This window comes from Rhodococcus sp. BP-316, from assembly GCF_019836105.1.
Taxonomy (GTDB): Bacteria; Actinomycetota; Actinomycetes; order Mycobacteriales; family Mycobacteriaceae; genus Rhodococcoides.
On record NZ_JABUEE010000007.1, the window covers coordinates 158,628 to 171,179 of the forward strand.

Annotated in this window: 12 protein-coding genes; 8 read left to right on the plus strand and 4 right to left on the minus strand. The window is 66.4% G+C overall.

Annotated features, from left to right (window positions below; translation table 11 throughout):
* Positions 1-188 precede the first annotated feature (188 nt).
* The 7 genes from HQ312_RS15040 to HQ312_RS15070 all read left to right on the plus strand — a co-directional run bounded on the left by HQ312_RS15040 (position 189) and on the right by HQ312_RS15070 (position 8,997).
* Positions 189-2,270 carry a hydantoinase/oxoprolinase family protein gene (locus HQ312_RS15040; protein WP_222639094.1) on the plus strand — a complete coding sequence of 694 codons (2,082 nt, stop codon included), beginning with the start codon at positions 189-191 and terminating at the stop codon, positions 2,268-2,270.
* Positions 2,267-4,084: a hydantoinase B/oxoprolinase family protein gene (locus tag HQ312_RS15045; RefSeq protein ID WP_222639095.1), complete on the plus strand. Its 1,818-nt coding sequence runs from the start codon at positions 2,267-2,269 to the stop codon at positions 4,082-4,084. The genes HQ312_RS15040 and HQ312_RS15045 overlap by 4 nt, the downstream gene beginning before the upstream one ends.
* A complete protein-coding gene (locus HQ312_RS15050; protein ID WP_308123899.1) occupies positions 4,030-5,343 on the plus strand; it encodes an amidase in 1,314 nt (437 codons plus the stop codon). Before HQ312_RS15045 ends, HQ312_RS15050 begins: the two co-directional genes overlap by 55 nt.
* 173 nt (positions 5,344-5,516) lie before the next feature.
* Positions 5,517-6,533: an ABC transporter substrate-binding protein gene (locus HQ312_RS15055; RefSeq protein ID WP_027504879.1), complete on the plus strand. Its 1,017-nt coding sequence runs from the start codon at positions 5,517-5,519 to the stop codon at positions 6,531-6,533.
* A gap of 27 nt (positions 6,534-6,560) precedes the next feature.
* Positions 6,561-7,370, plus strand: coding sequence for an ABC transporter ATP-binding protein (locus HQ312_RS15060; RefSeq protein WP_037184864.1), 810 nt, complete (start codon positions 6,561-6,563; stop codon positions 7,368-7,370).
* Entirely contained in the window at positions 7,367-8,179 is an 813-nt protein-coding gene (locus HQ312_RS15065) for an ABC transporter permease (protein ID WP_222639096.1), read from the plus strand. The genes HQ312_RS15060 and HQ312_RS15065 overlap by 4 nt, the downstream gene beginning before the upstream one ends.
* Positions 8,180-8,190: 11 nt before the next feature.
* Entirely contained in the window at positions 8,191-8,997 is an 807-nt protein-coding gene (locus HQ312_RS15070) for an ABC transporter permease subunit (protein WP_308123900.1), read from the plus strand.
* Positions 8,998-9,013: 16 nt separating this feature from the next.
* On the opposite strand, the gene HQ312_RS15075 is transcribed toward HQ312_RS15070, so the two are convergent.
* From HQ312_RS15075 to HQ312_RS15085, 3 genes are all read right to left on the minus strand, one after another.
* The gene (locus HQ312_RS15075) at positions 9,014-9,397 is read right to left on the minus strand and encodes a DUF1801 domain-containing protein (protein WP_222639098.1); all 384 of its coding nucleotides are present in this window, start codon (positions 9,395-9,397) and stop codon (positions 9,014-9,016) included.
* Between the two features lie 73 nt (positions 9,398-9,470).
* Positions 9,471-9,935 (minus strand): hypothetical protein, encoded by a 465-nt coding sequence (locus HQ312_RS15080; RefSeq protein WP_027504884.1) that lies wholly within the window; start codon positions 9,933-9,935, stop codon positions 9,471-9,473.
* 195 nt (positions 9,936-10,130) lie between these two features.
* A complete protein-coding gene (locus tag HQ312_RS15085; protein WP_056695792.1) occupies positions 10,131-10,556 on the minus strand; it encodes a DUF4262 domain-containing protein in 426 nt (141 codons plus the stop codon).
* A gap of 140 nt (positions 10,557-10,696) precedes the next feature.
* Between HQ312_RS15085 and HQ312_RS15090 the strand changes: the two genes are divergently transcribed.
* Positions 10,697-11,602, plus strand: a complete 906-nt coding sequence (locus tag HQ312_RS15090) for a hypothetical protein (protein WP_222639099.1) — start codon at positions 10,697-10,699, stop codon at positions 11,600-11,602.
* 188 nt (positions 11,603-11,790) lie between these two features.
* On the opposite strand, the gene HQ312_RS15095 is transcribed toward HQ312_RS15090, so the two are convergent.
* A complete protein-coding gene (locus HQ312_RS15095; RefSeq protein ID WP_222639100.1) occupies positions 11,791-12,552 on the minus strand; it encodes an HpcH/HpaI aldolase/citrate lyase family protein in 762 nt (253 codons plus the stop codon).

The window sequence follows — 12,552 nt, forward strand, 5'->3', positions numbered from 1 at the left end:
GCACCTGACGAGGCGTCACCTGCCCAAAACATCAGAGGTATTGCATTCGGGCACAGGGTGGCGCACTATGACTCGGGTCACCTTCGCAGGGTGCACAGAGACCCCGCACGGACTCCCGGACTGCAGCGACGCGTCCCGGTCGTCCCACTCCTGCTCCCCACGTGAGAGCCGACAGAATTGGATGGCACATGAAACGAATCGGAGTCGACGTCGGTGGAACCTTCACCGACCTCGTGTTGTGGGACGACGACGGCACCGTGGTGGTGCACAAGACGCCGTCGACCAACCACGATCCCTCGATCGGCACGATGGACGGCATCGCTGTCCTGGCCGAGCGGGCGGGAATCGACCCGGCCGAGATCGACATGTTCTTCCACGGCACGACGGTGGCCACCAACATCGTCCTCGAGCACAACGGGTGCGACGTCGGAATGATCACGACGGAGGGGTTCCGCGACCTCCTGCACATCGCGCGCAAGAAGCGACCCCTGAACTACTCCAACTACCAGGATCTGCCGTGGCAGAAGTGGCAACTGGTACCGCGGCGGAACCGGCGCGTCGTTCCGGAGCGTATCGACGCCTCCGGCGCCGTCCTGACACCCCTGGACGAAGATGCTGTGCGGGAACAGGTTCGGCTCCTGCGCGAGCGAGGTGTCGACGCCATCGCCGTCGCTTTTCTGCACTCCTACCGCAACCCGACCCACGAGCAGCGGGTCAAGGCGATCATCGCCGAGGAGTTCCCCGGCGTCTTCGTGTCGCTGTCCAGTGAGGTCGCTCCGCAGTACCGCGAGTACGAGCGCTTCTCCACCGCCGCGCTCAATGCGTTCATCGGGCCGAAGACGTCGCAGTACATCGAGAACCTCGCACAGAAGGCGAGCGCGGCACAGGTCGGCGAGGACGTGCACCTCATGACCTCCGCCGGCGGACTGGTCACCTCCCGAAGCGCCAGTGAGATTCCCGTGTCACTGCTGACCAGCGGTGTGGTCGCCGGTCTTCTCGGCGGCTGCGCCATCGGCAAGGCGTCGGGCTTCCCCAGCGTCATCACCCTCGACGTCGGCGGCACCTCGGCGGACGTGGGAGTGGCGCCCGACGGCGCACTGCGGATGAAGCACCTCCTGGACACCCGCATCGGCGACTACCACGCGATGGTGCCGATGGCGGAGGTCGACACCATCGGCGCCGGCGGTGGCTCCATCGCGGTGGTCGACGACGGCGGCATGTTCAACGTCGGACCGCGCAGCGCCGGTGCCGTTCCCGGACCTGCGTGCTACGGCCACGGCGGTACCGAGCCGACCTCGACCGACGCGATGGTCATGATGGGGTGGCTGCGCGAGAACAGTTTCCTGTCCGGCACCATGCGGGTTCAGCCGGAACTCGCCCGCACCGCCATCCAGACCCACATCGCCGACAAGCTGGACGCGCCTCTCGACGAGGCGGCGATGGGCATCTTCAAGATCCTCGCGCACTCCATGACGGAAGCCATCAGCCTGCACTCGGTGCGCAAGGGGTACGACCCCCGCGACTTCTCCCTCATCGCGGAAGGTGGAGCAGGGCCGCTGTTCGCGTGGCAGATCGCCGATCAGCTCGGTATCCCGCGCGTCATCGTGCCCGGCCACCCCGGCATCACGTCCGCGGTCGGTCTGCTCACCACCGACATCCGCTACGAGGAGCCCACCACGGTGTGGACCTCGTCGGCCGACCCGGACATCGAGCTGCTGCGTCAGCAGGTCGAGCGGCTGTCCGAGCAGGCAGTGGCCCAGTTGCGGGCGGACGGGGTTGCACCGGAGAACATCTCGCTCGAGCGCAGCGTCGACTGCCGATACGTGGGGCAAGGGTACGAGCTCCGCGTGCAGGCACCCGACGGCGAGATCGACGACGTCTGGGTGAAGACGACGGCCGAGGCCTTCCACGAGGCGCACGGGCGCACGTACTCCCAGCGCTTCGACGACAAACCCGTGCAGCTGATCAACGTCCGTGTCACGGGCGTCGGTGCGGTGCCTCACGTGCGCATCGCCGACATCGAGAAGGGCACCGCCGACGCTTCCGCCGCGATCAAGACCACGGCCCGCGCGCTCTTCTGGAAGGACGACACCGCGAAGCCCGAATGGGTCGAGGCCCCGGTGTACGAGCGATCGCTCCTGCTGGCGGGCAACAGGTTCGACGGACCCGCGATCGTCGAGCAGTTCGACTCGACCACCATCGTCGGAATGAATCAGCATGCCACCGTCGACGCCGTCGGCCACATCATCATCGAGAGGAACCTCGCATGAGCAAGACGCTGATGCCCATCACCGGAGTCTCGTTGGCGGGTGACTCCACGCGCACGTGGAACGACGTGGAGGTCGATCCGATCACGCTCCGGGTGATCGGCGGTGCTCTGCAGTCGATGGCCAAGGAGATGGCTCAGGTGCTCTACCGGATGGCGTACTCGAGCCTCATCCGCGAGTCGGAGGACCTCGGCGCCGGCATCTTCGACATCAACGGTCGTGAGCTGTGCGAGTCGGATTCCACACCGATGCACTGCGGTTCGATCCCCGCCTACATCCGGGGTGTCAACCGTAGGCTCGCGGGAACGTACGAGCCGGGTGACGTGATCCTGCACAACCATCCGTACCACGGCGCCGCACACTCGCCGGACTACGGCGTCATCATTCCGATCTTCTGGCAGGGCGAACACATCGGCTTCGCGGGCTGCACCGGCCACGTCTCCGACGTGGGCGGCAACTTCCCCGGACTGTGCATGGACGTCGTCGACGTGTGGGCCGAGGGCAAGCTCATGGACTCGATGAAGATCTACCAGGCGGGCGTCCGCAACGACTACCTCATCCAGCACATTCTCGACAACGTCCGCACCCCCGAGCAGAACCGTGGCGACCTCGAGGCCCTCATCGCGTGCTCGCGGATCGGCGAGAAGCGCTTCACGGAGCTGCTCGAGAAGTACGGTCTCGACACCGTCATGAGTGCGGGCGAACGGTGGATGGACTACTCGGAGTCCATGCTGCGTGCCAAGATCCGCGAGATCCCCGACGGCAGCTACGAGGCACCGATCGGCTACCTCGACGACGACGGCAAAAACCGCGACGAGCCGCTGAAGGTGGCCGTACGCGTGCAGGTCGAGGGAGAGGACATCCTGATCGACCTCACCGGCTCGAACAGTCAGGTCCCCACCGCGTTCAACGTCCCCTTCGAGGGGTCGGTCCTCCCGGTCGCGGTCTCGGCCATCCGTACCATCCTCTTGGACGAGGACCTCACCGAGGACTTCGTTCCGCAGAACGACGGCTGCTTCCGACCCGTCAAGGCCTATGCACCCGAGGGCACCATCTTCAACCCGGACTTCCCGGCGTCGTGCTTCGCGCGGTTCTCTCAGGTGAACCGGGTGTTCGACTCGATCAATCTCGCTCTCGCACCGGTCCTTCCGGACCATGCGATCGCAGGATCGTCCGCGGCGCTGTGTGCCATCGCGTACTCCGGAATCGCGCCCGACGGCGAGTCGTACTGGGTGTACATCGAGATCAACGAGGGGTCGTACGGCGGCCGCAACGGCAAGGACGGAATGGACGCCGTCGACGCGCTGATGGCCAACACCCGCAACAACCCCATCGAGGAGCTCGAGCTCAACCATGCCATGCGGGCGCTGCGATACGAGCTGCGCGACGAGGCACCGGCTCCCGGCAAGTGGCGTGGCGGTATCGGCAGTGTGCGCAAGTGGTTGATGGAGACCGACACGTTCCTGGGCTCCGAGGCGGACAACCGCTCGGATCCGCCGGCGGGAGCTCTCGGTGGGCACCAGGGCGTCTCGGGTGCGTTCACTCGTAACGCCGGGACCGACCGCGAGGAGGTGCTCTACTCCAAGGTGACCCAGGAAACGATCCGTGCCGGTGAGACCCTGGAGATCAAGCTCCCGTCCGGTGGCGGCTTCGGCGATCCCTTCGAGCGGGACCCGTTCCAGGTGTTGAGCGACGTCTGGGACGAGTACCTCACCGAGGAGGACGCGCGACGCGATTACGGTGTGGTCGTGAACACCGCATCGTGGACCGTCGACGAGCACGCGACGGCGGAGCTGCGAGCGCGGAGCGCAGCCTGACCGAGAGTGGGGGACAGGCCGGTGAGACACCGGACCTGTCCCCGCTCGCTCTCGACCGTCGGTTGGGGAGCGTCATCCGGTGGATCGATGCACCCCCGGCCGGCGAGGGGCCTCTCGCGGGGAAGACCGTCGGGGTCAAGGACAACATCGACGTCGCCGGCATCGAGACCACCTGTGCCTCGGCCTACTTCACCGACCACCGGGCGGACCACGACGCTGACGTGGTGACACGCCTGCGTGCGGCCGGCGCTCGGGTGACCGCCAAACTGAACATGGCCGAGTTCGCCGTCGGCGTGACGTCGCAGAACTCGGCCGCGGGGCCGTCCCGCAACCCGTGGGACCTCGGCCGGATTCCGGGTGGCTCCAGCGGAGGCTCCGGTATCGCCGTCGCGGCGGGAATCGTGGACGCTGCGCTGGGTACCGACACCGGCGGTTCGGTCCGACTGCCCGCCGCTGCGTGCGGTGTCACCGGCCTGCGTCCGAGTAGAGGGTCGATCAGCACGGCCGGTGTTCACCCCGTCAGCGAGGAGTTCGACACGGTGGGCCCGATGGCGCGCACGGTCGGGGAGGTGGCCGCCCTGTTCGACGCACTGTCCTCCCGCTCGACCGAGAACGTCACGGGCACAGTCCGTGTCGGAGTGCCGGACGTGTTCATCTCCGCCGACGTGGACGAGGGTGTGGCCCGTACCGTCCGAAACGCCGTGAGCTTGTTCGCCGAGCTGGACGTGACGATCGTTCCCGTGTCGCTGCCCTTCGCGGCCGACGCCCAGGACATCGTCTACACGATCGTCTACAGCGATCTCGCGCGACACCATCGAGCGAGGCTGCGTACGCAACCGTCCCTGTTCCAGGCGGCAACCAGAGAACGAATCATGCTGGGACTCGGCATCACCGACGAGGATCGCGCCGCGGCGCACGAGGCGGGCGAACGGTTCCGAGCCCTGCTGCGTCCGGTCCTCGAGGACGTCGACCTGGTGCTGACCCCGACGATGCCCGTGGACGTGCCGCCCCTCGCCGGCGGTGACGACGTGGTCGCCCTGTCTCGACGGATGGGTCAGTTCACCTATCCGTGGTCGTTGCACGACGGACCGACTCTCGCGCTGCCGGTGGGGTTCCACCCACTGTCGGGGATGCCGGTCGGTGCTCAGCTCACCGCTGCGCGAGGTCGAGAGAGTGTGCTCTTCGAGGCCGGGGTGCGGTATCAGGGCGCGACCGATTGGCACGAGCGACGCCCTGGCCGTCATACATCAGATGATTGAGCGGTAATTGTCGGAATCGCGGGTGACAAATCACCACGAACGCTGTCAATCATCGTATGTATCCCGTAAAGTCTGTGTTGCGTGGATCACCAACCGCACTGCAGCCGAACGGATCAGGCGTCGGAGACGCCTCTCGTGGTCCGTCACCACATCGACCAGCCAGCGAGGAACAGATGTACAGACGCAGAGTCGCGCCGCTTTTGGCGGTACTCGGACTGACCGTCGGACTGACCGCCTGCAGTTCGGGACCGGGCCGCGACGCAGACCCCGCGAACCCCGTCACCATCGACGTGACGGTGTCGGCTGCCGCCGAGATCTACAGCATCCCGTGGCTCGTCGCACAGAAGCAGGGACTGTTCGAGAAGTACGGCGTCATCGTCGAGAACATCGTTCCGGGCAAGGGCGGCAGCGCGACCATGCGCACCCTCCTCGACGGCAACATCCCCATCGGTGAGGTCAGCTACCCCTCCATCGTGCAGGCCGACGCCGGTGGGTCCGAGCTGCGTATCGTGGGTGGCGGTACCCAGGGTCCGTATCCGATGAATTTCTATGCGCTGGCGTCGAACTCGGCGGTCGACTCGATCGACGACGTCCGCCGGTGGGCGTACACGCGACCGAACTCCGCGTCGGACGCGCTCACCCGATTATTGCCCTCCCTCGCCGGCGCAGATCCTGCGCGGATCGAGCGCGTGTCGTCGGGTGGAATCGGGGAGGGGTTGGCCCTGCTCGAAGCGGGTTCCGTCGACATCGCCCTGATTCCGTCCATCGTCGCCGAACAGCGGCCGGAGGACTTCAAGCTCATCGTCAGCAGCCCCGACTACATGAAGAGATTCCTGCAGTCGACCATCACCACGACCAAGGACTATGCCGCGAGCAACCCCGGCGTCGTCCGCGCCATCAACCACGGGTACACCGACGCGGTCGCCTCGATCAAGGCAGACCCCGTCGCAGCCGCCCGAATCTATGCGGACTACACAGGATTCGACGTCGAGTCGGCCACCGCCGTCGTCGAACGTGCCTCGTCCGTGGACACCTGGGGCGGCGGATTCGACGCGGCATCCGTCGAGGCCGCCCAGTCGGGTGTGGACGCGTCGGGCAGCGACCGTGTGCCCGATTTCTGCACCCTGTTCGATCCCGAGTTCCTCGCCCCCGACGTCGACGCCGACGTTCCCGGCAACTGCCCCGCCTGACCTGCTCCTCGAGAAGAAGGTATCGACGTGACCCACGCTGCGACCAGACCCCGACCCGAGACGTCGTCGGCCATAGCCATCGCCTCCTCGGTCTCCCGACACTTCGGTGACGTGACCGCCCTGCACGAGATCGACCTGACCATCGGGCGCGGTGAGTTCGTGTCGATCGTCGGTCCGAGTGGATGCGGGAAGTCGACACTTCTCGAGATCTTCGCAGGCCTGCAGGATCATGACAGCGGTACGGTGACCATCGACGACCAGCCGATGAGTGGACCGCGCACCAAGACGGCAGTGATCTTCCAGGAGTCCGCGACGTTGCCGTGGCGCACCATTCGCGACAACGTCGCCTTCGCACTCGAAGTGCGGGGAGTCGGCAAGAAGGAGCGCCGCGAGCGCGCGGACGAGTTGCTCGCGACCGTCGGGCTCGCGCGATTCGGCGACCACTACCCGACGCAGCTGTCGGGCGGTATGCGACAGCGCGTCGCCATCGCACGGTGCCTGTCGATGGAGCCCGATCTCGTTCTCGCCGACGAGCCCTTCGGCGCTCTCGACGAGCAGACCCGGCTTGTAATGTCCTACGAGTTGTTGAAGATCGTCGAGAAGCTCACCTGCGGAGTCCTGTTCATCACGCACAGCATCCAGGAGGCCGTGCTGCTCTCCGACCGCGTGCTCGTGATGAGCGCCCGCCCGGGCCGATTCATCGACGAGGTACCGATCGATCTGCCGCGGCCCCGGTCCGAGGACGTGCTGGCCAGTCCCGATGCCGTCGCGTTGCACGAGCGCATCTGGTCGACGCTGCGGGACGAGGCCAAGAAGACGATGAGCATCGAGCCGTGAGCACCACCGAACGCAGCTCCGTCGTTCCCGGTTATCTGCGGCCGGCACCCGCCACGTCACTGGGGTTACCGGCGTGGGGGTGGACGGTGGTCATCCTGGTCGCTGCATTGGTGGCCGTCGACATCGCGGCACGATTCTTCGCGTCCCCCCTCGACATCGTTCCGGTGTCCGACATGTTCTTCACCGCCCTCCGACTGTTGACCGACACGGACTTCCTCGTCGACGCTCTCGGGCGGACGCTCGGCATCATCGTGGTCGCGTTCGTGCTCAGTTCCGTGTCCGGGGTGGCCGCGGCCTACGTCCTGTGGCGATTCGAGCTGTGGGACAGAGCGTTCCAGCCGTACCTGAACGTGTACTACGCGGTGCCCACCTTCGCGCTCTACCCGATCATGGTGGTGCTGTTCGGTGCCGGCGTCGCACCCATCGCCATCCTGTCGACCATCTTCGCGTTCGGTGTCGTGGCCCTCAACGCGCGCACTGGCTTCAACGCCGTGTCGCCCATCGTCACCAAACTGGGCACCACGCTGATGCTCAGCCGCTGGCAGTACTTTCGCTCGATTCTCTTGCCGTACGCGTTGCCCAACATCGTGACAGGTCTCAAGCTGGGGCTCTCCTACGCGATCATCTCGGTGCTCGCCAGCGAGTTCATCCTGTCCACACAGGGTCTCGGGCATTTCATCTCCATCGCGTACGACAGCTTCGACATCGCCGACATGTACGCAGGCATCCTCGTGGTCGCGGCCATCGCCCTGGTTGCGACGTTCGGCATCTCCGCCGCCCTCAACCGATTCGATTGGAGGCGTCGCTGATGAGTCGCTCCGTGGCCACTCTGCCCCCGACCATCGCCGCGCCGGCCGTAGCGCCCCGGCGTCGAGGTGTGCACACCGCACGTCGTGTGGTGCCGCCGCTCGTGGTGGCAGTGCTCGCCGTGGTGATCTGGTGGGTGTCGGCTGTCGTCGCCGACAGTCTGATTTTCCCGACGCCGCTCGAGGCGATGCGATCCTTGGTCGCCGATCTCGGGAATCCGGACTTCCGTGCCAACGTGCTCGATTCGCTCCGCATCTTGGTGCTCGCCTTCCTGGGCAGCACGATCGTCGGGTCGCTCCTGGGCCTCGCGCTCGGGCTCACCCCGTTCTGGGCCCGCACGGTGGTCCCGATCTTCTATGCGATCAACAGCATCCCGAAGATCGTGCTCTACCCGATCTTCCTGTCGTTCCTGGGTATCGGGGAGCTGAGCCGCGCGGGCTTCGCGTTCTACGCGGCCTTCATTCCCATGTTCCTGGTCGCCGTGGAGAGCGCGGCGTCCGTGCAGCGGATCCACCTGAAGATGGCCGCGTCCCTGCAGGTGAGTTGGCCACGGCTGGTGCGGCAGATCGTCGTTCCGTCGGTGCTGCCCTCGCTCGCGACGGGTATGCGCATGACGTTCGGTCTGGCGTTCCTGGGTCTACTTCTCGCTGAGATGTTCTCGGCATCGAGCGGCATCGGGTACGAACTGTTGCGCAACGTCAGCCTGATCCGCATGGAGAACATCATGGGAACTGTGGTGCTGATCCTGGTGATGGCGCTGCCGCCCACCATGGCGTTGCAGTGGTTAGAGAACCGGGTGACGTCCAAGTACGGGGGCTGAGTGTAGGGCTGCGGGGCTATCTCTTGCGCGACTCGGCCTTCTTGTTCCGATTCCGCTCGATCGCCGCACGGACCAGTCCGGCTAATGCCTCCGCGTCGACGACGTCACCTTCGAAGAGTTCGTACGAGCGCCGCTGCTTCCCGCCGAGCTCACCGTTGAAGATGCCCTTCGGGTCGTCCAGCGCCGCCCCGTACTGGAAGCCGGGTTTCACTTTCGCTTTGAAGATGTCGCCGACGATGAGCGGCCCGTCGAGATCCCGGGCGGGGGAGCCCATGTACTTCCAGCCCTCGACGATGCCGTCGTCCACCGACAGAATTACCCGTCGTGCTTCCGCCAGGGCGTCACCGCGCCAGTCGGGGTGTCGGGCGATCAGGCCGTCGATCTCGGCACTCGGTTCCATGGCTGCTCCTCCGTCCACTGCGCGATCACAGCAGTACGGCGGCTCCGATCCGAAGTGACTCGCTGCGTTCAGGTCAGCTCAACGTCATGTACGGCGTCCACACCGTGAACGAGTGACCCATCGAGGAACAGTTCAGCGATCCCTTGAAGCCGATGTAGCAGGTGGCCCCGCCGTAGCTGAGCGAGCCACCGAGGGGAGTGCTCCCAGCACGCCCACGCGGGCCGCCGATCCCGAAGGTCGGGTGAGCCGGGAACCACGGCACGTCGATCGCCACGTCGTAGACCACGGGGGCGAAGGGGATCTGGGTGAGGTACTCGCCGCCCGGAAGATCGCAACCCACGACCCCCGCCGGGGTGATGGAACAGTTGGCGGCGCCGGTGGAGAAGTACGCGACATCGCCCTGCAGGAAGGCCGCCGGATCGACGGGCACCGGTGCGGGGTAGTCGACCGCGGACGCGGTGCCGGCACCGACGACGGACATCGTCGCGGCGGTGATGCCGACGAACGCAGCACCGGCGAGCTTCGTGAGCGAGCGCATGAGAATCCTTTCGGGTGGTCTGGTGTCCTCAGTGTGTCTGCATCTCCGGGCGACTCGTTACTCGGCCGAATGGTTTGTGACCATTTCGTTGTTCTTCCGCGCTGGGCGTGGTGTCCCTTTCCTCCGATGTCGGACGCGGGAACCCGCTCGACAGGGCGGACAGAGGAACACCACGCCCGGGTCAGGCCCGAACCGTCATACCCACCCCACGCCCATCAGTGGCTGGTGGTGGGCACAGATGGAGTACTCGGGCTCCCACGGGAAGTGGCCGTCGACGTCCGGCCACACCAGTTGCAGCGCAGTGAAGTCCGAGTACAGCGCACCGGTGACCACCATGTCCGCGGTATTGACGGCCTGAATGACCACGATGTCCGGTTCGTCGCCGGTCGCACTGCGGATCGTGATCCCGGACGACAGTGCGAGACCGGCGACCATCTGCGACGCCATGTCGTGGAGCAGGCTCCCCGACAGATGGAACGGCAGTCCGTAGACGATCAGTTCGGGCAACGACCTGCTGGTGAGGCCCGTCGTGTACGCGACGTCGGGTACCTCGTGATCCGACCCCGCCACGGCAGTCACCGCCCACCCGTGGCGCGCGATCTTCCTCTTGATGTCCGGCACTGAGACGCACCCTCTGCACATAGTTTCCCCCCGGAAGTCGATGCGGAGGAAGAAGGTAACGCGGCGGTACGACAGGTGCCGATCCCCGGGCTGTGGAGCGATGTCGGCGCCGGTGATCGCGCACGGGTCATCGTGTCGCGATGTACATCCCCTCGGCTGTGTTCTACACGCGCGCAGACCTCGCTTCGATCGGCGTCACCGACGTCGAGATCAAGTCCGCGATCCGTCGCGGCTGCATCATTCGTGTCGCGCGAGGAGCGTACGCCGATGCGGCCATGTATTCGGCGATGATTCCGGCGGAGCGCCACATTCTCGCGATCCGAGCCACGGCACGCGGCAGGACAGTGAGTCACCAGTCCGCCGCGGTTCTGCACGGTCTTCAGATGTGGGCCCCCGACCTGGGCCGCGTGCACGTGAGCGTCAATGCTGGACAGGGTGGCCGTCGAACCGATCGCTCCCACGTACACACGAACCGTGTCGCTGCAGACTCGGTCACTACAGTCGACGGCCTGACGGTCACCACGGTGACGCGCACCGCCGTCGATCTGGCCCGATCGTTGTCGTTCGAGGCGGCTGTCTGCGTGGTCGATTCCGCGCTGGCATCCGGCGGCACGACTGTCGAGCTGCTGCGCTCGGCTGTCGATACCTGCGCGGGACTCGCCGGGTGCAGCGCTGCTCGCCGAGTGGTCGAATTCGCTGACGGGCGCAGCGAGAGTGTCGGAGAATCGCGAAGCCGGGTGTACCTGCAGCGCTACGGTTTCCCCGCTCCGGAACTTCAGGTGACGCTGCGGCACGGTGGCTTGACCGCGCGCCCGGACTTTCTCATCGGCGGAGTCATCATCGAGTTCGACGGGAAGCTGAAGTACACCTCGGAGCGGGCGCTGTTCGAGGAGAAGAAGCGACAGGATCAGCTCATGTCATTGGGCTGGGTCATGGCGCGCCTGACGTGGGAGGACCTCGCATCGGACGCAGGAGCACGGATTGTGAGGCGCGCGCTCGAGAGAGCGGAAGGATTGCCAGAGCCGTTGACGGTGCGAGGGCGGTGATCCGCGCGAGTTGTGGTCAGGCGAGCCGGTTGTGCCGCGCGCGGGTGACCGGGACCGGCGCGGATCTGACCGGGCACCGCCCCACCCGCGATCCGCGTGAGTTGTGGTCAGGCGAGCCGGTTGTGCCGCGCGCGGGTGACCGGAACCGGCGCGGATCGACCGGGCACCGCCCCGCTCGACCGGAACCCCTACCCCCGCGCAGCCTTCAGGTGCCCCTCGGACACAGCTTTGAGGTGGGTGAGGTCCGAGGCCACGGTCGCGAAGGTGTAGCCCTGCGCCAGACGCCGCGCCGCGACCTCGCCCGAGGGAGTGTGGATGCCGGCTGCGATACCTGCAGCGGCGGCAGCTTCCTGCACTCGCACCACAGCAGCGTCGAACACGTCGTCCACGGAGCTGTCCGAGGGGGAGGCGCCACCGACGGCGATGCGCAGGTCCGACGGCCCGACGTACACGCCGTCGAGTCCCGGCACGGCGCAGATGGCCTCGACGTTCTCGAGACCGTCGGGGGTCTCGATCATCGCGAGCACGACGACGCTGTCGTTCGCCTCGGCGGGCAGCGGGCCGACGCGTAGCTGTGAGCGCATCGGACCGTACGAGCGCACGCCGGCAGGGGGATAGCGCACGTAGGAGACGGCGCGGGCGGCGTCCTCGGCGGTGTCGATCAGCGGCACGATGACGCCGCGCGCACCGGCGTCGAGTGCTTTGCCGATGTAGGTCTGGTCGTTGGACTCGACCCGCACGAGTCCGGCCGGGCCCTGCGCCGCGTCGATGGCGGTGAGTCCGCGCAGCATCCCGTCGTAACCGATGAGGCCGTGCTGCAGATCGAGGCAGATGTAGTCCCACCCGACGTGAGCGAGCCACTCGGTGGAGACGGGGGAGTCGATGACGGACCAGTAGCCCAGTGTCCGTTCACGGGAACGGATGCGGCGGGCGAAATCGGCGGCAGACAT